Below are 19250 nucleotides of genomic sequence, written 5' to 3'. Positions count from 1 at the left end.
ACGGCCGGCACCAACGCATTTTGACTTGGACGTACATTTTGGAGGTGCGTATGTCCCCACCATTCGCGCTTCTCGACACCTTCGTCAAACTCGCGATGTTCCTCCTGTTCGTGTTCCTCCCGGTCGGCGCCTACATCTGGCTTCGATATCACGGGACGCTCGGTGACCCCCCGGGCCGCGGGTTAGGGTGACGCCGTCAGGGGAATCGTTGATTGTCCTCCCCGTCACACCGACTACTATGCGTGACAATCTGGCAGACCGTGTCGCACTCGTCACCGGGGCGAGCGCAGGTATCGGCGAAGCAACCGCACACGCCCTCGCAGACGCGGGCGCGAACGTCGTCCTCCTCGCTCGACGCGAGGACCGACTGCTCGGTATCGCCGCGGACCTCGAATCCGAGTACGGCGTCGAGACGCTCGTCGTCCCGACTGACGTCCGCGACGAAGACGCCGTCGAAGCGGCGTTCGACCAGACGAGAGACGAGTTCGGCCGCCTCGACGTCGTCGTGAACAACGCAGGCCTCGCCCGCGGGTCGGACGTCGAGTCGATGTCGACCACCGAGTATCGGCAGATGATGGACACGAACGTCGACGGCGTCTTCTTCGTCTCTCGTGCCGCCCTCCCACACCTCCGCGAGACGGCGGGGAACCTCATCTTCGTCGGCAGTTTCGCCGGGCAGTATCCCCGGCCGTTCAACCCGGTGTACGCCGCCTCCAAGTGGTGGGTTCGCGGGTTCGCCCACAGCCTCGAAGGGCAGGTCGGCGACGCCGACGTCGGTATCACGGTCGTCAACCCGAGTGAGGTCAGAACGGAGTTCGGGTCGGAAGACGGGGAAGCGTTCGAAGTCCGATTCGAGTCCGGTGAAGTCACCGAACCAGAAGAGATAGCCAACGCGATTCGGTTCGCTGCGCTACAGGACGATTCGACCGTCAGCGAACTCGACCTCTACCGGCGCGACAAGTTCACCGGGTGGTAAATCGGAACCTCCTCACGCCAGACCGAGACTGTCGGCCGACACCACGTCACCGACGGTAACATCGTCAGCGACGGTGAGCGTCTCACCCCACGAGGACTCGGGGACGACGGTGTTGACCATGAGTCGGAAGTCGTGGTCGAACCAGTCGCCGCCGGACCACGGGGGAAGCGTCTCGCGGCGCTTCGTCACGAAGGTTTCGCGGAACGCTGGCGTCGCTTCGCCGGTGTCGGGGTCGCGTGTCGGGACCACACAGCGTTGACACGGGTTGATTCCCACGAACGAGGCGAGCCCGATACTGAACTCGACGCCCGTCTCTCGGCGGTCGAACAGGTGGTCCTCCCAGAACGGGTCGGGAGCGTCGAGTTCGAGGTTCGGCCGGAGTCGGCGACGCATCTCGTCGGTGTCGATGCCGTCGAACCACGACGCGACCCGTTCGAGCGTCGCCGTCGAGATGACAGTCGGACCGCTGGCGGTGGTGTCGTCGGGGAACCCCCCCGAAGAATCGCGCCGGAGTTCGACGTCGTACCCGAAGTACGTCGAAAGCCAGTCGTCGGCGTCGGCGATTGGACCGTCGTAGTCGTCACAGTCGGGCGCAGAGAGTCGAATCGTGTCGTCGTCGAGTGAGACCGAACTTCTGATTCGGTGAATCGCGCGTTCTCGCTTCCCGTTGACGTAGTTTCCGTCCGCGTCGAAGATGGCGTACTCGCGGTCGCCGGAGAGGCCACCGTTTTCGACGAGTTGGGTTCGCTCGACGTATTCTGGGTCCAGCGATTTCACTGGATAGACCGCGATACGGTCCAGCGTCGCTGCGGCGTCTGCTGTCTGCTGGTCGTCCGCCTCTGCCCCGTCCGTCATCTACTCCTCGTCCGCGTCGGGTTCGACGTCGGCGAACGCTTCGGAAATCGTCGCTTCGTCGAGCGTCACGAACCCGTCTTCGGACAACGTGACGGCGCTCACGTCGCTGGCGGTGAGTTCGGGGTCCGCCTCACGCAGTGCACCCAGCGCGAGGGAGAGACCGTCGTCGAGCGACAGGTCGTCCGTGTACTGCGCTTCGAGGGCGGCCTGAATGTCGTTGCGGCGGCCACCGATAGCGACGGCCTTCCACTCTTGTGGGGTGCCCGAGGGGTCGGTCGCAAAGAGGCGTCCTCGCCCGTCTTCGACGCCGCCGATGAGGAGCGACGCGCCGTATGGTCGGGTGCCGCCGGACTGCGTGCTCTCTTGGATGTTGTCGGTGATGGCCTTCGTGAGCGCTTCGACGCCAATCGGTTCGCCGTAGCGGAGTCGCTCACGCTGCGCGGTCGTTCGAGCGAAGTCCACGAGTTTGCGCGCGTCGGCGACGTGGCCCGCACTGGCAGCACCGAGGGAGTCGTCGAGTTTGTGAATCTTCTCGATGCTCTTCGTCTCCATGAGCGACGAGGGCGAAGAGCGCTGGGCCGCGAGGACGACACCGTCCGTCGTTCTGACGCCGACGACCGGCGCACCGCGTTTGACGGCCTCACGCGCGTATTCGACCTGATAGATACGGCCATCCGGTGAGAACAGGGAGGTTCCGCGGTCGTACGCTTGTTTGTCGTTTCGGTTCATCGGGCAACCACCTCAGTCGCGAGGGCGACGTTCGTCATTACCCCGTGGTCGGTTCCGGAGGCGGAAAAAGCCTCCACACCCGGCAGTGGTGTGGGGTTCACGTCGTGGGGTCCCGTTATCGCGGCGCGGAGACACTCGCCGACGGGTCACTTCTCGACGACTTCGGCCTCCGAAGCGTTCTGTTTGACGCTCTGAATACCCTGTTTAGCCTTCTGTTTCGACGCGTACCCCTCGCCCGAGTCCGCGAGGATGTTTCCGTTGTCGTGGACGAGACGCCACCGATACTGTCCCTCGGCGTCGACGTACACCTCGAAGTGCGCTTTGCTCATACGTGACGCAATGCTGTCAACGACGAAAAATGTCTCCCCGTCTCGCGGTCATGCCGGCGCTTCTTCGACCGTAGACAGGTCGACTTCGAACAACCGACTCCCGCAGTCGTCGCACCGAGTGACGAGGACGTCCCACGAGCGACAACACGACTCCGCCGTCTCTTGGTTGAACTGAACCGCCCCGCCGCAGTCCGGACACTGGTCGAGGTACACACGGATGCCTCTCGCCAGTGCACTTCGGTGGTCGTTGGCGAGTGCGTCCCAGTCGTCGATTCGGTCTTCGAGGACGGTATCGGCCGCCACGTCGGCGACCAGCGCACCGTGTGACTCCCACCGGCCGACGTACGTGCCGCCGACGTTGGCGACGAACCATCGGCCACGGTCCGCCAACGAGATTCTGTCGGCGTCGATGCCGAGCATGGCCGCGAGTCGCCGTCGAACGACAGCATCGTCGGTTCGCTGAATCTCACGCGTCCACGCGGTTTCGAAGTCGTCTGTCAGGCAGAGGTCGTCCACGTCTTCGCACTGTTCGAGGGCCCGAGCGCCCTGTAACACTGCCTCCACGTCGAGTTCGATGGTCTCGTCTCCCGTGTCGAACATCGCGTCACCACCCACACCGACTTCGTCCCTCGGCGTCGGTTCTTTGTCGAACCAGCGGAGGACGCGGTCGGGGAGGTATCGTTTCGTCAGCGTCGGCGTCCCCGGAACGAGATAGCCACGAGTGTAGATGACGCCCGCGAAGACGACGAACGAAACGAGACCAAGCGGGACCCATACGATGCCGAGGACGAGACTCGTCGCGGCCGCGATAAGGACGTTCACGACGGTACAGGGAACACACCGGTTTTCGCCGGTGTATTCGGGTTGGCGAACCCGGTCGAGAAGCGTTGAACGTGTCATGGTACCAAATTGTCCGCGTCTCGTTCTAGAACGACGGTTTACTCAATAAAACTGCGTGCGACACCCATCGACGAGTTCCCTCACAGTCGTCTCAGGCCGTCGTCGTTCTCTTCGAGACGACTCTCTGTCGTCTGAGACTCCGTAGGCACCCTCATATCCTCTGAGAACCCCTCTCTAGGTGTTATGAGCACCCGTCAGGAGAAACACTTCGAGGAGGCAGACGTCCAGAACCGATTCGACTTCAAGAAGGAGCAGAAGGCCGCGTTCGTGGCCGAGAAAGGCCTCACCGAAGAGACCGTCCGGGTCATCTCCGAGGACAAGGGTGAACCGGAGTGGATGCTGGAGCGTCGCCTCCGCGCGCTTCGGATGTTCCAGCAGATGCCGATGCCGAGTGGGTGGCCCGGCCAACCCGACCTCTCGGAAGTCGACGTGGACGTCATCGTGCCGTACATCCGTCCCGACGTGGAGGTACGCGGTGGCGTCCGCGACTGGCGTGACCTGCCGGAGGACATCCGCGACACGTTCGACAAACTGGGTATCCCGGAAGCCGAGAAGAACGCCCTCTCCGGCGTCGGTGCCCAGTACGAGTCGGAAATCGTCTACCAGAACATGCGTGAGGAGTGGGAGAAAGAAGGGGTCGTCTTCATGGACATGGACAAGGCCGTCCGCGAACACCCCGACCTCGTCGAGGAGTACTTCATGACGAAGTGCGTCCCGCCGAGCGACAACAAGTTCGCCGCACTCCACGGCGCAATCTGGTCCGGCGGGTCGTTCGTCTACGTTCCGGAGGGTGTCACCGTCGACATGCCTGTGCAAGCGTACTTCCGCATGAACTCGGCCGGCATGGGCCAGTTCGAACACACGCTCATCGTCGCGGAGAAGAACTCCGAGGTCCACTATATCGAGGGCTGTTCGGCACCCAAATACTCCGCGTTCAACCTCCACTCGGGGTGTGTCGAGGTGTTCGTAAAGGAGGGAGCGCACGTGCAGTATTCGACCGTCCAGAACTGGTCGAAGAACACGTACAACCTCAACACGAAGCGTGCCATCGTCGGCAAAAACGGGCGCATGGAGTGGATTTCGGGCTCGATGGGGTCGAAGGCCACCATGCTCTACCCGGCGACGATTCTCAACGGCCGTGGAGCCTCTGACAACCACATCACCATCGCCTTCGCCAGCGAAGGACAGAACATCGACACCGGCGCGAAAGTCTACCACAACGCCCCCGAGACGAAGTCGACTATCGTCTCGAAGTCTATCTCACGCGGCGGTGGCCGCACCAACTACCGCGGCCTCGTCCGTATCGCACACGGCGCGACGGACTCCTCGTGTTCCGTGGAGTGCGACGCACTGATGTTCGACAATGTGTCCACCTCGGACACGATGCCTCACATCGAGATTCACGAGAACAAAGTCGACGTGGCGCACGAGGCGACGGTCGGAAAGATTGGCGACGAAGACGTGTTCTACCTCCAGTCACGTGGCCTCGGCGACGACGAGGCCAAGCAACTCATCGTCTCGGGGTTCATCGAACCAATCACGAAGGAACTGCCCATCGAGTACGCAGTCGAACTCAACAGACTGGTCGAACTCGAGATGGAGGGGAGCCTCGGATAGTCGTTCGGTAACACACTCCACTACCCTCTTATTCTCTCGTGAAGCGTTCGTTCTGGTATGTCCTCGTATTCAGCACCTGCTCTCGTCGCTGTCTTCGTCGTCGGCGTCGTCCTCGGCGGTGCCACCGTCGCGTTCGTCACACCGACCGAGATGGCCGCGTCCCCCACGTCGTCGATTTCGTCCGGAACCGGCTGTCTCGCGGCAGACGAAAGTTCACCCGCGTCGTGGGTGGGACGAACCCCCGCCGGCGAACAGACGACGTTCGTCTTCAATCGCACCTTCACACACGAGACGCCGAGTGTGCGCATCGACGGGACCATCGAGAACCCGGAAGACGGCGTGTACATCTACCGAGTGACTGCGACACCCGAAGAGGACGACAAACCGCCGTCCGACGACTGCACGCCACGGACGACGATGGACGCAGTCGTGTCGATTCCGAGCGACCACGAGTCGTTCACGGTGACGTTCAACGGGGAGGAAATGGTCACGCTGGAGAACGAGCATTCGGCACCGTTGTTCCGGACGCTCGAAGGGTGACTCACACCTCCATTCGAGGGGTAACCGGAGTCCCGATTATCTTCGGGGTCGTTTGAATACCAGCGCCGTCTGTCCGCTTCCTGCGCCGGCACCGCGTGAGTCCGAAATCGTATCGACGAGTTCCCAGCCATCACCGCCGAGTGAGTTGAGCGCGTCTTCCATCGGGCCGGTGTCGCCGCTGAAGAGGCCACCGTCGCTCGTTCTGACGATTTTGTACTCCCAGCGAGTGTCGGTCATCGCTCGTCACCCGAGGTCGACTCGTCACGACGCACGTAGACGACGAACGCGAACCCATCTCTCTCGTCGCGGTCCGTCTCGACCCACACCTCCGGGTCCCACTCGGGGAACCGAGTGTCACCCTCGTACGCCTCGTCGAGTTCGGTGAGGACCATCCCCGACGCCCGGTCTACGAACTGCTCGTAGACCGTCGCCCCACCGACGACGTACACCGTTTCGACACCCATGTCGTCGGCGGCAACGTGGCTGGCGGTGACCGCTTCGTCTATCGACGCGACTGTCTCTGCGCCGTCGGGAAGGTCGATATCACGACTCGTGAGGACGACGCTGTGTCGACCCGGAAGCGGACCGTCGAGGTGCCGCGCGATGCTCTCGTACGTCTTTCGACCCATGACGACGGGGTGACCCATCGTCGTCTCCTTGAAGTGCGCGAGGTCTTCCGGGAGGTGCCACGGCATCTCGCCGTCACGGCCGATGACACGGTTGTCGGCGACGGCGGCGACGAGGACGAACCGGACGGGCGTCTCTCCGCTCATTCGGCCACCGCGAAGCGAATCCCGTCGGCGGGGTCGTAGTCGCGGAGGACGATATCGTCGAAGGTGAGGTCCGAGAGAGGCACGTCTGCTACGTCGAGCGTCGGGCGTTCACGCGGTTCGCGGGAGGCCTGCAAGAGCAAGCCGGGAACGTGGTCGTAATCTTCCTCGCCGTCGGCCTCTTCGGGGGCCGTTTCGAGAAGCCATTCGCGTACGTCGAGGTAGTCTTCGCCGGACTGTGCGTCCGCGAGACGAGACTGGAGTTCGTCGAGGTTCTCATCGTACCACGCCCCGCGTTCGCCGGTTCCGCAGTACACGTGGGCGTCGACGATGGTGTGGGCGAACTTCCCGAGTTCGAACCCCGCCTGCTGGGCGACGACCTGCGCGAGGATGGCGTACGCGGCGAGATTGAACGGGACGCCGAGTGCGATGTCGCCGGAGCGCTGCGTCAAGTGGAGGTTGAGTGTGCCGCCCTGCACGTTGAAGACGAAGGTGTAGTGACACGGCGGAAGCGTCGAGACGGCGGCGTTCGCGGGGTGCCACGCGTTGATGACCATTCGCCGGGAGTTGGGGTTCTCTTCGAGCGTGTCGAGGACGTACGCGAGTTGGTCGAACGTGCCTTCGTCGTTCATCCAGCGCTGGTCGTCGTCGGGCCACGCCTCGCCCGGAAGTCCCTCCTCGGGGACGGGGTAGCGTCGCCAGAAGCGGCCGTACGCCGTGTCGAGGTGTCCTTCCTCGTCGGCCCACGCGTTCCAGATGCCCGTCTCCTCGCGGAGGTTCTTGATGTGTTCCTCGCCGGAGAGGTACCACAGGAGTTCGTGGATGAGCGAGTTCCAGCGGAATCCCGAGAGGTCCTTGGTCGTGAGCAGTGGGAAGCCCTCCTGCAGGTCGACTTCGTAGTGCTTCGAAAAGCCCGAGATGGTGTCTACACCCGTTCGATTAGGCTTGTACGTGCCGGTGCCGAGAACGTCCGTGACGAGGTCGAGGTATTGGCGCATTGGTGGTGAGGGGGTGCCCGAAGCGAGCAGTGTTCGTTAGTGATGTGGTTGCCTCACAGTATATGAAATCTCGGAACGCGGCCGAGTCGGGAGACTCGTCTCGGTTGCAGGTCCCACAACACGAAAGACCCCGCTCGCCGTATGATGCGCCATGATTCGCAATCTCGCGCAGGGGATTCGGACGTTCACCAGCAACGTCTTTCTCGTCGATGGGGACACCACCGCACTCGTCGACGCCGGGGCGAACTTCGACATCGTCCCGAAGATTCAGGAGTTCACAGACGAGGTAGACGCCGTCTACCTCACACACACGCACCCTGACCACGTCGGCAACGTCGATGCGTTACGGGACGCGTTCGACGTACAAACGTGGGGCTACGACGCCGGCAATCTCGCCGTCGACAACCGCATCGAAGACGGCGAACGCATCCAAATCGGCGACGACGTGTACGAGGCTATCCACACGCCGGGGCACAAAGACGACCACCTCTGTTTCTTCTCTCGTGGTTCTGGGGTCTGCTTCGCCGGCGACCTAGTCTTCGCCAACGGTGGGTTCGGCCGGACCGACCTCCCGGAAGGTGACCGCGAGGTACTCATCGAGAGCATCGACCGTCTCCGCGAAGCCACCGGCGACGACGTAACCGAGATATACACGGGTCACGGCCCGAGCATCGTCACGCGACCACAGGATGACCTCGAATTGGCGGCCCGTGCCGCACGAGTGAATCGCTGAGTCTGGCGCAGTTCGGAACGATTACTCTTCGTCTTCGTCCGGGACGGCGTCCGGGTGGAGTCCGTAGTACCCCGGTTCGTCGCTTCGGGGGTCGTTGATGACGAAGTCTTCCTGATTGACGATAATCCACGGAATCGTCCACTCGATGAGGCGGTCTTCGGTGTCCTCGCTGAGTTCCGTCGTCGGGTCGAGGCCTTGCAGCATCCGGGCAATCTCGGGGACGGTGTACATGTAGTCGGCGTGGAGAACGTCGGCTGGTTCGTACAGGAGGTACCCGTAGAGGGTATCGAACTCGTCTTTCGGTTTGGGCATACACACCGTTTCTCCGCCGACTGGCAAAACCCCGACGACCCTGCGGCGACGGCCGCCCTTTGTCATGCCAATACTTATCACTAGTGAGTGGGACACGAGAGCGATGAGCGATGCTACTTCACGCCTCGTCGAAATCTTCCAGTCGTTCGGCGGGGACGCACTACGGGACCTCTGGGTCTTCGACCGAGGAGGATACGAGCATCTCTACCTCAGAGACGACGTCGCCGACGCGATAGACTCGGTCGACGTGTCTCGATTAGTGGACAACGAGCGGTTCGGCTACGTGACGCGAGACACCTACGAGGCACTCTACTACGCCGACTACGGCTACACCGTCCGCGGGTTCGACACGTTCGAGCAGTTCCGGACGTTCGTCGGTGGCAAGCCTGTCGGCGTGTTCGCGGGATTCGACCGCGAATCTGGTGGCCGAGATTTCGCCACGCTGAACGACCGTCTACAGGAAATCGATGCAGAATTCGACGTCTCGTCGCTCGTCACCGTCGAGACTCCCCTCGACTGATTCGGAGTGACGTTACGGTCTTGGACGCTGTTCTCTTCGATACCGCCGCTCACGGGAGCAGTCGCCAAAAGAAATGTCGGGATGTGCGGGTCTACTCGAAGAGTTCGACGGCCTGCTCGTAGCGGGCCGATGGCTCTTCCCAGTCGACGACTTCGAAGAACGCGCTGACGAAGTCACCGCGGGCCGGGCCGTAGTCGTGGTAGTAGGAGTGTTCCCAGACGTCGAGGGCGAGGATAGGGTGACTGCCCCAGAGTGCGCCCTGGTCGTGCTTGTCGACCACGACGTTGCGGAGTTGGTTCGAGAACGAGTCGTAGACGAGGAGCGCCCAGCCACCGGCAGCGCCGGCAGCAGCCTCGAACTCGCCCTTCCAGGCTTCGTAGGAGCCGAAGTCCTCCGCGATGCGGTCCGCGAGCGCACCCTCGGGCTCGTCACCGCCTTCCGGCGACATGTTCTGCCAGAAGAGGTCGTGCAGGATGTGACCGGAGCCGTTGTGCGTGACGTTGCGGAGCGCACCGGCGGACGAACCGAACTCGCCGGCTTCGCGGTTTTCGGCCAGCGTCTCTTCGGCCGCGTTCCATCCGTTGACGTAGCCCTGATGGTGGGTGTCGTGATGCCACGTCAGGACTTGTTCGGAGATGTGCGGTTCGAGCGCGTCGTAATCGTACGGAAGCGGGTCGAGTTCGTAGCTCATTATGTAAACCTCCGTATTGAGGGTCGGGCGGAATCCTGTTAAAAGTTGAGGAGAGGTATGGTAGCATAGAACACTCGCGTTCGGGCCGGAGTCGGGCGATTTCGGTGACGTAGCTTGCCGCAAAAATCTCGACGTGTCAGCCTTCGAACGGGGTCTCTCGTCGTTCGTATTCGATTTCTGTGGCCACGCGGTCTGCGACGTCGGTTCCGAACTCGCGCTCGACGACGTGCAACGAGAGGTCGAGACCCGAGGTGACGCCACCGGCAGTGAGTACGTCACCATCGTCGACGACGCGAGCAGAGACAATCTCGGCGTCAGTCTCACGTAAGTCGTCCAGTGCACTCCCGTGAGTGACGGCGGGTCTGCCGTCGAGGATTCCTGCTCGCGAGAGGAGCATCCCGCCCGTACAGACACCAGCAACAGTCGTTCCGGCCTCGTGAAGTGTCGCTATCGCGTCCGGAACGTCGCCCTTCTCTGCTTCTGCCCACGCACTCTGCTCGGCGCGAGAGTTCCACCCGCCGCCGGGGACGACGAGGAGGTCAGGGCGGTCCACCTCCGGGTCGAGGACGCCATCGACGCCGACGCGCATCCCGTGACTCGCAGTCACGAAATCACGGTCGTCGAGCGTGACGAGTTCGGCGCGGCAGTCTGCGCCGAATGCGCCGGCGTTCTGGAACACTTCGAAGGGTGCGACGGCGTCGAGTTCGTCGAATCCGTCGTACAGGAGGATGGCGACGTGCATGGCTGGCCTCTCGCAGGCCGGAGAAATAGCGTTTCGCTCTGTATCAGTTAGTCGTCACCGCGGGCGGCCTCGAACATCGCCAGCGCCATCTCCCGACGTTCCGAGTGGTCGACGATTGGTGCTGGGTAGTCGGGCGCAACACGTTCCCGTTCCATCTCGCTCATCTCGTGCCAGTCGTGGATGGTGTTCGCCGTCACGCCCTCCAACTCGGGGACGTACTGCGTGATGTACTCGGCGTCCGGGTCGTAGCGCTCACCCTGCGTCATCGGATTGAAGATACGGAAGTACGGTTGGGCGTCAGTCCCCGTCGAGGCGGCCCACTGCCACCCGCCGTTGTCGTTCGCCGTGTCGTGGTCCGAGAGGTACTCGCGGAAGTGGGCGTAGCCGTGTCGCCAGTCGCACAACAGGTCCTTCGTCAGGAACGAGGCGACAATCATGCGGACGCGGTTGTGCATGTACGCTTCCTGTTTCAGTTGGCGCATCCCAGCGTCGACGATTGGATAGCCGGTTCGGCCCTCCTTCCACGCCGCGAGTTCGTCGGGGTCGTCGCGCCACTCGATGTCGTGTTCGTACTCCTTGTAGTTCTCCGTGACGACGTGGGGGTTGAACCGGAGGACGTGGGTGTAGAACTCGCGCCACGCCAGTTGTGACTGAAACGACTCGACAGACTCGTCTCGCTCGCCACCCACGCCCTCACGGGCCTCGGCAGTCGCCGCGTACACCTCCCTGATTCCGATGGTTCCGAACTTCAAGTCCGTCGAGAGTCTCGACGTGGCGCTCCGGACCGGGTAGTCGCGGTCCTCGTCGTACCGGTAGATGGCGTCCTCACAGAAGGTGGTGAGTCGCTCTCGCGCCGCCTCGGGTCCTGCCGAGACGACGTCTGCCGCCGGGTCCTCGAACCCGAGGGCCGAGAGCGACGGCAGTTCGCCGACGGTGACTTCCGGTATCGCCTCGGCGACTGATTCGAGCGTCGCTGCGTCCGCGAGCGAATCGGCATCGGGGGTCGGGTACGGGGCTGGCTTTTCGCGGTCCCGCCACTTCTTCCAGAAGTAGGTGTACACCGAGTACGGGTCGCCTGCGTTCGTCGTAATCGACCCCGGTTGGTGGAAGATGGCGTCGTGGACCGACTCCCTGGCGACACCTGACTCGTCGAGTGCCAACCGTACCTCGGCGTCGCGTTCTCGGGCCAGTCCCGAGTAGTCCTCGTTCCAGACGACCCGGTCGGCACCGACTTCCGCCGCAATCGAAGGGATGAGCGTCCTCGGGTCTCCTTGTCCGACGAGGAGGTCGCTTTCGAGCGTCTGGTACGACGCCCGGAGTCGCTCGAGAGCATCGAGCATGTACCGAACACGGGGAGGCCCCGCGTGTTCGAGAACCTCGTCGTCGAACACGAAGACAGGGATGGCGGGAGCGTCCTCGGTGGCCGTCGTCAGTCCACGGTTGTCGGCCACGCGGAGGTCACGCCGATGCCAGAACACGTCCATACCCGCGCCTCAGGACGCGGTGGACGTTAATGTAGCGGCAGAAACACGCTTAGTTAGTGGAAAACCCCGAAAAACGTCTGCCTACTCCTGAAACACGCTCGAACGGTCACGTTCGTCTCGAAAATCTCAGTCTTCTCGGTGTGATAACGATACGCATGGGCCACTGATAGTCCGTGGTAATGTGATGTTATTAACCGAGTTCAGATAAGTCCACACGTTTACATTCTTGCTATCTGATGTACCCTGTCCATACCTATACGACCTGAGGACCTTGTATGCTCTATGTCTGGGCGCCGAATCTCTCTCGACCCCGAGATGAAACAGCCGCTACTGCGGAGTCCAATCGGGATTCCACTCGTGTTTCTGACAGTTATGTGTGGGACACTCGGGTGGCTCGTGTGGTCACCGTACGGTCTGGTCCTCGGAGTGCTCCCTCCAGCAGTCGTGTTCGGGTTCGCCGCGTTCGAACTCAGAGGGACGACCCTCCCGAAACTCCCACCGGCGAAATCAGCAGTCTCGACAGTCGCATCACCATCCCCGCCGCTCGCCCTCGGCGGGCGAGTCGACCTCGTCTCCGACCTGTACGAAGCGGGTGTCCTCACGGACGACGAATCCGACAGACTCGCGGTCTCCAAGGAGTTCGCCAGCGACTGGCGTCGCCGAATGATTGCGATGGACGGTCGGGACCACGACCAGACTGCGCTCGCTGAACTCCTCGGCGTCGACGACTCCCGTGTCGAGATGGGGTGGGACGAAGACGGCCTGTTCGCCCGACTCGACAGTAACGCAATCGGGCACTGGATGTCGCGGGCCGCCTTCGTCGCCGACCTGACCGCAGTCGTGACGTTTCGTCGCCACTACCCGGACTGGTGGCAACTCACGACTGCGGACCGAAACCGCGTCCTCGGTGCGCTTCGATTGAGCCTCCACACGTGCCCGACCTGCGATGGTGCAGTCGAGATAGACACCGAACGGGTCGACGAGGACGAGGACGGACGAAAGCGCCACGTCACGGCCGCCTGCCGTGGGTGCAACGCCGAACTCTTCGACGCCGTCGTCGAGGAAGAACGGGCCGACGTGTCCAGTACCGACACGGAGGCAGGGACGCCCCCCCGAAGTACCCGCTGAGGGGTGGCGAGAGACCACGAGACGGTGCCCGACATCTCGGCTCCTCTCGCGTCGCTCTCGTGTCCACGAAGCTACACCTACTGATTCGTTAGCAGTATTCTTCCGCGTTAGTTCGGACCTATTCGTGCGGTGTGACCCTCCGAGACGACAGGTCTGTCACGGAAGTGGCTCGATATCGTCTCGCCGGCCATCGAGAATCGAGAATTCCTCGTTCCGACGACGTTCGAGCCACGCTAACAGGCGCTCAGCCCACGCCAGTTTCTGTGCTTTCGTCTCGTCGACTGTGGGGTCGTCGAAATCCCACCCCGCGAAGACGAGTCGCCCCGCGCCGAGTTCGTCCGCGAGGAACGCCGCTCTATCACCGTCGGTGAACCCGCCCCAGTTGACGACGGGCCCGGCGGGTGCCGCTTGCGTGGTCCCGAGGACGTGGTCGTCTTCGAACTGGGGAACCCACTCACGGATTGCAGGGATGTTGTCACCGTGTGCTGCCGCGGCGACGGGTGTCCCCGACTCGGTCAACGAGACTGCCGTCTCCGGGTTCTTGTCGAGGTCGGTGACCATCAAGTCGAGGGCGTACCCAGCGTCGAGGACGACGTCTGCGGCAGTCGAAGCGGCGACGATAACGTCGGCGTCGTCCACGCGAGCGAGTTCGTCGCCGAGCGACGGGGCCGCGCCACAGATTGCGACAGTCTTGCTCTCCCACGCGAGACGCGAGCGGTCGAAGGGAGTGACGAGCGAAGTGAGGGTGTCGCGAGCGAGTTCGTCACCGACCCGGTCGAACCCGAAACTGTCGAGAATCTGTACGTAGACGGGTTCCCACTCGGTAAATCGCATTGTTGATACTCAGAGTGCTGCTGCTCAGGGTGTAACTGTATGGGCCGGAATGGCACTCGTGTACCCCTACCCGCGTGCCCTTCCGGCGTCCACAGGACCGTTTTAGAGTCGGATGGTATAAGTTTTCTCTTAGTCGAACGGTCAGTGTCTGCCGAACGTCAGACGACTGGACGGGTCAGACTACCCGGCATCGATGGTTCGAGTCGGCCGAAGCGGCGCTCTCTCGCTCGATTTCCCCCGTGTTTACTGAACTCCCCGTGCGATAGTCTCGACTGCCGCTTCGAGTGCGTCGGAACTGCCTCTCACGACGTCAGGAACCCGGCGCAGTGCGGTAGGCGTCCCGACGAGGAGGCCACCAGTTTCGCCGCCCGCGAAGACGGCACCAGCGTCGGCAGCAGCAGCAGCGAGCGTCTCTCGGTCGGATTCGGCGAGGCCTTCGAGTTCGAAGACGCGGGTGACGCTCTCGGCGGCGACGTCTCTCGGCGCACCCATTCGGTCGAGGTGTCGCGCTGCGTCGCCCGGCGTCGTCACGTCGAGTTCTTCGACCGATACGTCACCTGGTTCCCGAACGCGACGGCGTTTGAACTCGTGGCCGATGAGCGCCGCATCGCGTGTCTCTCGCACGTCGTGGGTTCGGATGACGTGTGCGCCGCGTTCGACGGCCATCGACGTGGCGGCCAGACTCACGGGGAGTGCGTCTTCTGTCGACCGTCCGGCGACGTCGCGGAGGAAGTTCTTCCGGTTGATGGAGACGAGGATGGGATAGCCGTATCCGCGGAACTCGCGGAGGCGGTGGAACGTCTCTCGGTCGTGTTCGAGCGTCTTCGCTTCGGACCACCCACCGAACGCCGGGTCGACGATGGTCTTGTCGGTAAAGCCGTTCAGTTCGAGGGCGTCGTAGATGTCGTCTACCTCCTCAATGGCACCGGGTCGAGTGAGGTCCGGTGGACTCGCCATCTTCGCGACGGCGGCGTCGAACTCCTCGCACACCGCGGGCATCTTCGGGTCGGCGAACCCACAGATGTCGTTTACCATGTCGAATCCGTTGGCGAGGGCTGCCTCGGCGACTTCGTGGTAGCGCGTCTCGATAGAGAAGACGGCGTCGCCAGAGACGTGGTCGAGGACAGACAGCGCGGTGTCGAGACGGTCGAGTTCGTCCTCGGCCGAGAGCACGTCGAGGCGTTTGTTGGCCGATTCGAGCCCGATGTCGACGATATCGGCCCCTTCGTCGATGAGTTCGCGGTCGACGTATTCGGCGGCCTCACTCGGGTCGTTGAACACGCTCGGCTTGTACGGCGACTCCTTGGAGACGTTCAGCACACCCATGATTCGCGGTGGGTGGTCGTCGCCGATTTCGAGTCCTGCCGCATCGACGGTTCGCATACCCGTCGGTTGGACCACACGAACATATGCAGACCGGTCGCGGAACTGGCTAGGGGTATCTCTCGCGAGACTCGTCGCGAGTCTACGGCGAGAGGTACACAGCACCCTATCGAGGAGCACGATGTGACTGCTCCCGATTCCCTGCTGCTCGAATAGTGACCACTCGCACGCCACGTTTCGAACGTCTGACCGCAGTCCGTCTCGAACGCCTGACCGGCATCACGTCATTTTTATCCGCCGCTCGGTTACCTCAGACCATGGCGAAGGTCAGCGTTGGACTCCGAGGGTGGCGATTCGAGGAGTCCGAGATATTCACCGAGGAGGGCGAATTCAAACCACTCGACGACATCCCCGAGGACGCCCGCGAACGCCTCGTCCGCCTCGTCACACTCGTCGAAGAACCGTGCGACGCGTGTTACCTCACACACGGCGACGAGAACGTCGAGCAGTGCCGACAGGCGAGAATCGTCTACGGGGAACCCGGTGAAGAGGTACTCCTGTGCGACCAGCACGAACCGGACTTCCTCTACTGGTTCCGCGAGGAGGACGGCCGTGACCTCGTCGGCGACGCCGTCTTCGCCGACGCGTTCCACGAGTGGTTCGCGGACGGTGGCCACGCACCCGACGGATACGCCGGGTTGGAGTACGTCGACACCGACCCCGACGACCTGCCGTCGCCACCAGACGCCGCAGAGATTCAGGCACGACTGGTCGAGGGCTTCGAAGGAGAGCGTATCAACCTTCGAGACTACGGACCGGACGACGGTTCCACACCGCTCACCGAAGAAGACTTAGACGACGTGGACCTGGGCACGGATTACCCGACCAAATGAACGACGAGAGCGATTCGCTCCTCGACGACGGGAACGCCGCCGCCAGGAGAGCGGACCACGAGTTCGTCGTCGTCGTCGTCGAACCCGAGACGCCGGGGAACGTCGGAACCATCGCCCGAGCGATGAAGAACTTCGGCATCTACGACCTCCGCCTCGTCAACCCGCCACCGCTCGACCCAGACGGAGAAGCGTACGGATTCGCCGGCCACGCCCGCGAAGACGTCCTCCCGAACGCGACGGAGACGACGCTAGAAGAAGTCGTCGAGGAGTTCTACACCGTCGGCACGACGGCCGTCTCACACGAAGACTCCACCCGACACGTCCGGTATCCCTTCAAGACGCCCGTCGAACTCGCCGACTCGCTGGAGACGGTGAAGACCAAGACGGCCCTCGTCTTCGGGCGCGAGGGGACCGGTCTCGACAACGAGGAGATTGCCATGCTGGACGAGGTGTGCTGTATCCCCGCAGACGGTCGCTATCCCGTCCTCAACCTCGGGCAGGCGGCGACCATCCTCATGTACGAACTGCGTCGGTTCACCGTCGAAGAGACACAACTCCCCGACGTGGAACGCGAACGCGCCTCCGAGGCTGAGATAGATGTCGTCTACCGCTTCTTCGACGACTTGCTCGACGCCATCGACTACCGAGAACACAAGCGCGCGAAAACGTCGCAGATGATGCGTCGCCTCATCGGCCGGGCGCACCCGACAGAGCGAGAGGCGGCGACGCTCACGGGCGTCCTTCGACGTGCAGCAGAGCGCGCACGGAACCCCGAACGGTTCCGCGACGACGACTAACGAACGCGCATTTCGCCGCTCACTCGCCACTTCGCCGCGCGAACATCACGAGACCGACGAACGAACAGACCTCCTCTACCTCGCCAGACTCGCGTTCCGCGTAGGTCGTCGTCTTAATCTCGGCGAGTCCGCGGTCCTCGCTTTCGACCGTTTTGTCCACCACCTCGTTATCGATACGGAGCGTGTCGCCGGGGTAGACCGGTTTCCACCAGCGAAGTTCGTCCACACCCTTCGCGCCGAGTGCCGCCGCGTCGCCGAGGAATCCATCGACGTTCATGCGCATCGTCATCGCCGTCGTGTGCCATCCGCTCGCGATGACGCCGCCGTACATCGACTCAGCCTTCGCTCGCTCGGGGTCTGTGTGGAACCACTGCGGGTCGTACTGCTCGGCGAACTCCAGAATCTCAGATTCGGTGACCGTGTAGTCTCCATACTCGTAGATGTCGCCGACCGAGAGGTCTTCGAAGAATCGCATGCCACTCGCTTCGTCCGGGGGTATCGAGAAAGTAGCGGTGTGGGTCGACCTGACACGCCCGACAACTGTTTGCAACTCGACACCCTATCTGTACCCGAATGGCTCAGTCCCCGCATCGCTCGCGATTGCCGATGATACTCATCGGGTTCGTCGTCCTCGCGTTTTACCTCCTCCTCAGTGCCCTCAGCGCGTTCGCGGTGGTGACGCTCTGGCGACTGCGCCCGGACCCAGTGACGACTGCCGTCGTCGGCGTGAGCGTCGCTGTCGCCCTCGGCTACGTAAGTTTCCGGTTCGGGACGGTCCAACTGCTCAGTCAACTCGACGCGCGCGACCTGTCACCCACGGAGTCACCCGCCATCCATCGCCTCCTCAACCGACTGTCCGGCGAGATGGATATCGACCCGCCGGAACTGAAACTGGCCCGCTTTTCGGCCCCGAACGCGATGGCCCTCGACCCACTCGGCCGCGACGTAATCGTCCTCGACAGCGCACTTTTTCGACTGCTCGACGTGGACGAGTTCGAAGCCCTGCTCGCGCACGAACTCGCACACCTCGAACGAAAAGACGGCCTGACGCAGTCACTCGTCGCCAGCATCGGCCAGACGTTCGTCGGTATCGGGTACCTCTTCGTCTCGCCGGTGACGTTTCTGGCGACGGGCGTCGCACTCGGCACGGCGTGGATACAGGGACGGCCGAGAGAGTGGCACGAGACGATTCCGGGGCGAATTCGTCTCGGACTCGATACGTTCGTCGGCGTCTTCGGATTCGGACTCACGGTCTTCATCCGTTCGCAGTCGCGCAAGCGGGAGTTTGCCGCCGACGCGCGCGCCGCGGCAGTAACGGGCAATCCGCTTGCCCTCGCGTCCGCGCTCCGGAAGTTAGAACGGGCGGCCCAACCCCGTTGGGGACTGACACCGTTGTGGGTCTACGGCGAAGTCGAGATGGACGACCCGGTCTCGGAGTTGCTCTCGACGCACCCATCGACGGACGAGCGTGTGGAACGACTGACCGAGATTGCCGAGCAGTCGGCGACGCGAGTCGAGGTGCGGTGAGATGCCCGGAACGCCCGACCCGGTTCTCGGCAGTGGAGTTCTAACACACGCAGTCGCCTCTGCTGTCGGCCTCGTCCTCGTTGCCGTCGTGTACGCGGCCCGAACACGAATCGCTCGCAACCGACTGGCTTCAGCCACAATCGGCGTCGTCTTCGCTACCGCGACACTCGCCGTCTGGGTCGCCGCTAGAGTCGTGACCGACGCATTTCCGTCGGGATTCGTCGAAGACCCGCTTGCGGCGACTGGATTCCTCGCCTTCTCGTTCCTCGTCCTCGCCGGGTTCGTCGTCGTCACCGCGCGATTGTACGCCTGCCGTGGTCTTGTCGTCCCACTCGTCGGTCTCTTCGGCGTCACCGAACTCGTCTGGTGGGCCTTTCTCCACGTCCGCGGTGAGACGGACGCGCTGGGGATGTTCATTTTCTTCGGGCCGGCGCTGATGGTTCTCGTTCTCCTCGCCGGCGGTATCGAGTACGTCGGACGACAGGTATGGAAGCGACTCACCCGGGGTGGCGGTCGCTCAGTGTCGTGAGAAAATAACGAGAGGCAGCAGGA

Annotated in this window: 25 protein-coding genes; 11 read left to right on the top strand and 14 right to left on the bottom strand. The window is 62.9% G+C overall.

What is annotated here, in order from left to right:
- Nucleotides 1-50: 50 nt before the first annotated feature.
- Entirely contained in the window at nucleotides 51-191 is a 141-nt protein-coding gene (locus GJR96_RS11625) for a hypothetical protein (RefSeq protein ID WP_154326226.1), read from the top strand.
- A gap of 47 nt (nucleotides 192-238) precedes the next feature.
- Nucleotides 239-976 (top strand): SDR family oxidoreductase, encoded by a 738-nt coding sequence (locus GJR96_RS11620; protein ID WP_151163074.1) that lies wholly within the window; start codon nucleotides 239-241, stop codon nucleotides 974-976.
- A gap of 12 nt (nucleotides 977-988) precedes the next feature.
- On the opposite strand, the gene GJR96_RS11615 is transcribed toward GJR96_RS11620, so the two are convergent.
- The 4 genes from GJR96_RS11615 to GJR96_RS11600 form a co-directional block, all read right to left on the bottom strand.
- The gene (locus tag GJR96_RS11615; protein ID WP_151163073.1) at nucleotides 989-1831 is read right to left on the bottom strand and encodes an MOSC domain-containing protein; all 843 of its coding nucleotides are present in this window, start codon (nucleotides 1829-1831) and stop codon (nucleotides 989-991) included.
- Nucleotides 1832-2560, bottom strand: coding sequence for an archaeal proteasome endopeptidase complex subunit alpha (locus GJR96_RS11610; RefSeq protein WP_151163072.1), 729 nt, complete (start codon nucleotides 2558-2560; stop codon nucleotides 1832-1834).
- A 146-nt stretch (nucleotides 2561-2706) separates the two neighbouring features.
- Nucleotides 2707-2889 carry an HVO_2922 family protein gene (locus GJR96_RS11605; protein WP_151163071.1) on the bottom strand — a complete coding sequence of 61 codons (183 nt, stop codon included), beginning with the start codon at nucleotides 2887-2889 and terminating at the stop codon, nucleotides 2707-2709.
- 48 nt (nucleotides 2890-2937) lie between these two features.
- Nucleotides 2938-3789, bottom strand: coding sequence for a hypothetical protein (locus GJR96_RS11600; protein WP_151163070.1), 852 nt, complete (start codon nucleotides 3787-3789; stop codon nucleotides 2938-2940).
- 183 nt (nucleotides 3790-3972) lie between these two features.
- Between GJR96_RS11600 and sufB the strand changes: the two genes are divergently transcribed.
- Both sufB and GJR96_RS11590 read left to right on the top strand, forming a co-directional pair.
- Nucleotides 3973-5406, top strand: a complete 1434-nt coding sequence (gene sufB / locus GJR96_RS11595) for a Fe-S cluster assembly protein SufB (RefSeq protein WP_151163069.1) — start codon at nucleotides 3973-3975, stop codon at nucleotides 5404-5406.
- Nucleotides 5407-5463: 57 nt separating this feature from the next.
- Complete coding sequence (locus GJR96_RS11590; RefSeq protein WP_151163068.1) at nucleotides 5464-5946, top strand: hypothetical protein; 483 nt, start codon at nucleotides 5464-5466, stop codon at nucleotides 5944-5946.
- 36 nt (nucleotides 5947-5982) lie between these two features.
- Here GJR96_RS11590 and GJR96_RS11585 read toward each other — a convergent pair whose 3' ends face one another.
- From GJR96_RS11585 to thyA, 3 genes are read right to left on the bottom strand one after another with little or no spacing between them, the layout of a single operon-like run.
- Nucleotides 5983-6183: a DUF4177 domain-containing protein gene (locus GJR96_RS11585; RefSeq protein WP_151163067.1), complete on the bottom strand. Its 201-nt coding sequence runs from the start codon at nucleotides 6181-6183 to the stop codon at nucleotides 5983-5985.
- Nucleotides 6180-6719 (bottom strand): dihydrofolate reductase, encoded by a 540-nt coding sequence (locus tag GJR96_RS11580; protein ID WP_151163066.1) that lies wholly within the window; start codon nucleotides 6717-6719, stop codon nucleotides 6180-6182. Before GJR96_RS11580 ends, GJR96_RS11585 begins: the two co-directional genes overlap by 4 nt.
- Entirely contained in the window at nucleotides 6716-7714 is a 999-nt protein-coding gene (gene thyA, locus GJR96_RS11575) for a thymidylate synthase (RefSeq protein ID WP_151163065.1), read from the bottom strand. Before thyA ends, GJR96_RS11580 begins: the two co-directional genes overlap by 4 nt.
- Before the next feature lie 151 nt (nucleotides 7715-7865).
- Here thyA and GJR96_RS11570 point away from each other — a divergent pair, with 151 nt between their 5' ends.
- Nucleotides 7866-8447, top strand: a complete 582-nt coding sequence (locus GJR96_RS11570) for an MBL fold metallo-hydrolase (RefSeq protein WP_151163064.1) — start codon at nucleotides 7866-7868, stop codon at nucleotides 8445-8447.
- A 21-nt stretch (nucleotides 8448-8468) separates the two neighbouring features.
- Here the strand turns inward: GJR96_RS11570 and GJR96_RS11565 are convergent, their stop codons facing one another.
- On the bottom strand, nucleotides 8469-8759 hold the full coding sequence (locus GJR96_RS11565; RefSeq protein WP_151163063.1) for a DUF5827 family protein: 291 nt from the start codon (nucleotides 8757-8759) through the stop codon (nucleotides 8469-8471).
- 103 nt (nucleotides 8760-8862) lie between these two features.
- Here GJR96_RS11565 and GJR96_RS11560 point away from each other — a divergent pair, with 103 nt between their 5' ends.
- Nucleotides 8863-9279: a DUF7522 family protein gene (locus GJR96_RS11560; protein WP_151163062.1), complete on the top strand. Its 417-nt coding sequence runs from the start codon at nucleotides 8863-8865 to the stop codon at nucleotides 9277-9279.
- 91 nt (nucleotides 9280-9370) lie between these two features.
- Here the strand turns inward: GJR96_RS11560 and sod are convergent, their stop codons facing one another.
- The 3 genes from sod to GJR96_RS11545 all read right to left on the bottom strand — a co-directional run bounded on the left by sod (nucleotide 9371) and on the right by GJR96_RS11545 (nucleotide 12196).
- Nucleotides 9371-9970 carry a superoxide dismutase gene (sod, locus tag GJR96_RS11555; protein WP_151163061.1) on the bottom strand — a complete coding sequence of 200 codons (600 nt, stop codon included), beginning with the start codon at nucleotides 9968-9970 and terminating at the stop codon, nucleotides 9371-9373.
- 136 nt (nucleotides 9971-10106) lie between these two features.
- Nucleotides 10107-10712 (bottom strand): DJ-1/PfpI family protein, encoded by a 606-nt coding sequence (locus GJR96_RS11550; protein WP_151163060.1) that lies wholly within the window; start codon nucleotides 10710-10712, stop codon nucleotides 10107-10109.
- Nucleotides 10713-10759: 47 nt separating this feature from the next.
- Complete coding sequence (locus GJR96_RS11545; protein ID WP_151163059.1) at nucleotides 10760-12196, bottom strand: cryptochrome/photolyase family protein; 1437 nt, start codon at nucleotides 12194-12196, stop codon at nucleotides 10760-10762.
- A gap of 315 nt (nucleotides 12197-12511) precedes the next feature.
- On the opposite strand from GJR96_RS11545, the gene GJR96_RS11540 reads away from it, so the two are divergent.
- The gene (locus GJR96_RS11540) at nucleotides 12512-13324 is read left to right on the top strand and encodes a hypothetical protein (RefSeq protein ID WP_191965898.1); all 813 of its coding nucleotides are present in this window, start codon (nucleotides 12512-12514) and stop codon (nucleotides 13322-13324) included.
- Nucleotides 13325-13480: 156 nt separating this feature from the next.
- Here the strand turns inward: GJR96_RS11540 and GJR96_RS11535 are convergent, their stop codons facing one another.
- Complete coding sequence (locus GJR96_RS11535; protein WP_151163057.1) at nucleotides 13481-14158, bottom strand: 6-hydroxymethylpterin diphosphokinase MptE-like protein; 678 nt, start codon at nucleotides 14156-14158, stop codon at nucleotides 13481-13483.
- 243 nt (nucleotides 14159-14401) lie between these two features.
- Nucleotides 14402-15541 carry a dihydropteroate synthase gene (folP, locus tag GJR96_RS11530; RefSeq protein WP_151163056.1) on the bottom strand — a complete coding sequence of 380 codons (1140 nt, stop codon included), beginning with the start codon at nucleotides 15539-15541 and terminating at the stop codon, nucleotides 14402-14404.
- A gap of 257 nt (nucleotides 15542-15798) precedes the next feature.
- On the opposite strand from folP, the gene GJR96_RS11525 reads away from it, so the two are divergent.
- Together GJR96_RS11525 and GJR96_RS11520 are read left to right on the top strand one after the other, a co-directional pair.
- Nucleotides 15799-16374: a hypothetical protein gene (locus tag GJR96_RS11525; protein WP_151163055.1), complete on the top strand. Its 576-nt coding sequence runs from the start codon at nucleotides 15799-15801 to the stop codon at nucleotides 16372-16374.
- On the top strand, nucleotides 16371-17171 hold the full coding sequence (locus GJR96_RS11520; RefSeq protein ID WP_151163054.1) for an RNA methyltransferase: 801 nt from the start codon (nucleotides 16371-16373) through the stop codon (nucleotides 17169-17171). The genes GJR96_RS11525 and GJR96_RS11520 overlap by 4 nt, the downstream gene beginning before the upstream one ends.
- Nucleotides 17172-17190: 19 nt before the next feature.
- Here GJR96_RS11520 and GJR96_RS11515 read toward each other — a convergent pair whose 3' ends face one another.
- Nucleotides 17191-17646: a MaoC family dehydratase gene (locus tag GJR96_RS11515; RefSeq protein ID WP_151163053.1), complete on the bottom strand. Its 456-nt coding sequence runs from the start codon at nucleotides 17644-17646 to the stop codon at nucleotides 17191-17193.
- A 131-nt stretch (nucleotides 17647-17777) separates the two neighbouring features.
- Here GJR96_RS11515 and GJR96_RS11510 point away from each other — a divergent pair, with 131 nt between their 5' ends.
- Both GJR96_RS11510 and GJR96_RS11505 read left to right on the top strand, forming a co-directional pair.
- Nucleotides 17778-18698, top strand: a complete 921-nt coding sequence (locus GJR96_RS11510; protein WP_151164017.1) for a M48 family metallopeptidase — start codon at nucleotides 17778-17780, stop codon at nucleotides 18696-18698.
- A 1-nt stretch (nucleotide 18699) separates the two neighbouring features.
- The gene (locus tag GJR96_RS11505; RefSeq protein ID WP_151163052.1) at nucleotides 18700-19227 is read left to right on the top strand and encodes a hypothetical protein; all 528 of its coding nucleotides are present in this window, start codon (nucleotides 18700-18702) and stop codon (nucleotides 19225-19227) included.
- Nucleotides 19228-19250: the final 23 nt, after the last annotated feature.

Origin of the sequence: Haloferax litoreum, from assembly GCF_009674605.1 — an archaeon.
In the GTDB taxonomy this organism is placed as follows: domain Archaea; phylum Halobacteriota; class Halobacteria; order Halobacteriales; family Haloferacaceae; genus Haloferax; species Haloferax litoreum.
The sequence above is the reverse complement of the archived record's forward strand: the minus strand, read 5'-3'. Positions and strand labels throughout refer to the sequence as shown.

Bases quoted from the DNA above. Each gene is read 5' to 3' on its own strand.
- GJR96_RS11600 (WP_151163070.1), bottom strand. From the start codon at position 3,789: ATGACACGTTCAACGCTTCTCGACCGGGTTCGCCAACCCGAATACACC.
- GJR96_RS11605 (WP_151163071.1), bottom strand. From the start codon at position 2,889: ATGAGCAAAGCGCACTTCGAGGTGTACGTCGACGCCGAGGGACAGTAT.
- GJR96_RS11525 (WP_151163055.1), top strand. From the start codon at position 15,799: ATGGCGAAGGTCAGCGTTGGACTCCGAGGGTGGCGATTCGAGGAGTCC.
- sod (WP_151163061.1), bottom strand. From the start codon at position 9,970: ATGAGCTACGAACTCGACCCGCTTCCGTACGATTACGACGCGCTCGAA.
- thyA (WP_151163065.1), bottom strand. From the start codon at position 7,714: ATGCGCCAATACCTCGACCTCGTCACGGACGTTCTCGGCACCGGCACG.
- GJR96_RS11535 (WP_151163057.1), bottom strand. From the start codon at position 14,158: ATGCGATTTACCGAGTGGGAACCCGTCTACGTACAGATTCTCGACAGT.
- folP (WP_151163056.1), bottom strand. From the start codon at position 15,541: ATGCGAACCGTCGATGCGGCAGGACTCGAAATCGGCGACGACCACCCA.
- GJR96_RS11580 (WP_151163066.1), bottom strand. From the start codon at position 6,719: ATGAGCGGAGAGACGCCCGTCCGGTTCGTCCTCGTCGCCGCCGTCGCC.
- GJR96_RS11545 (WP_151163059.1), bottom strand. From the start codon at position 12,196: ATGGACGTGTTCTGGCATCGGCGTGACCTCCGCGTGGCCGACAACCGT.
- GJR96_RS11515 (WP_151163053.1), bottom strand. From the start codon at position 17,646: ATGCGATTCTTCGAAGACCTCTCGGTCGGCGACATCTACGAGTATGGA.
- GJR96_RS11565 (WP_151163063.1), bottom strand. From the start codon at position 8,759: ATGCCCAAACCGAAAGACGAGTTCGATACCCTCTACGGGTACCTCCTG.
- GJR96_RS11550 (WP_151163060.1), bottom strand. From the start codon at position 10,712: ATGCACGTCGCCATCCTCCTGTACGACGGATTCGACGAACTCGACGCC.
- sufB (WP_151163069.1), top strand. From the start codon at position 3,973: ATGAGCACCCGTCAGGAGAAACACTTCGAGGAGGCAGACGTCCAGAAC.
- GJR96_RS11560 (WP_151163062.1), top strand. From the start codon at position 8,863: ATGAGCGATGCTACTTCACGCCTCGTCGAAATCTTCCAGTCGTTCGGC.
- GJR96_RS11505 (WP_151163052.1), top strand. From the start codon at position 18,700: ATGCCCGGAACGCCCGACCCGGTTCTCGGCAGTGGAGTTCTAACACAC.
- GJR96_RS11625 (WP_154326226.1), top strand. From the start codon at position 51: ATGTCCCCACCATTCGCGCTTCTCGACACCTTCGTCAAACTCGCGATG.
- GJR96_RS11570 (WP_151163064.1), top strand. From the start codon at position 7,866: ATGATTCGCAATCTCGCGCAGGGGATTCGGACGTTCACCAGCAACGTC.
- GJR96_RS11585 (WP_151163067.1), bottom strand. From the start codon at position 6,183: ATGACCGACACTCGCTGGGAGTACAAAATCGTCAGAACGAGCGACGGT.
- GJR96_RS11520 (WP_151163054.1), top strand. From the start codon at position 16,371: ATGAACGACGAGAGCGATTCGCTCCTCGACGACGGGAACGCCGCCGCC.
- GJR96_RS11615 (WP_151163073.1), bottom strand. From the start codon at position 1,831: ATGACGGACGGGGCAGAGGCGGACGACCAGCAGACAGCAGACGCCGCA.
- GJR96_RS11590 (WP_151163068.1), top strand. From the start codon at position 5,464: ATGTCCTCGTATTCAGCACCTGCTCTCGTCGCTGTCTTCGTCGTCGGC.
- GJR96_RS11540 (WP_191965898.1), top strand. From the start codon at position 12,512: ATGAAACAGCCGCTACTGCGGAGTCCAATCGGGATTCCACTCGTGTTT.
- GJR96_RS11510 (WP_151164017.1), top strand. From the start codon at position 17,778: ATGATACTCATCGGGTTCGTCGTCCTCGCGTTTTACCTCCTCCTCAGT.
- GJR96_RS11620 (WP_151163074.1), top strand. From the start codon at position 239: ATGCGTGACAATCTGGCAGACCGTGTCGCACTCGTCACCGGGGCGAGC.
- GJR96_RS11610 (WP_151163072.1), bottom strand. From the start codon at position 2,560: ATGAACCGAAACGACAAACAAGCGTACGACCGCGGAACCTCCCTGTTC.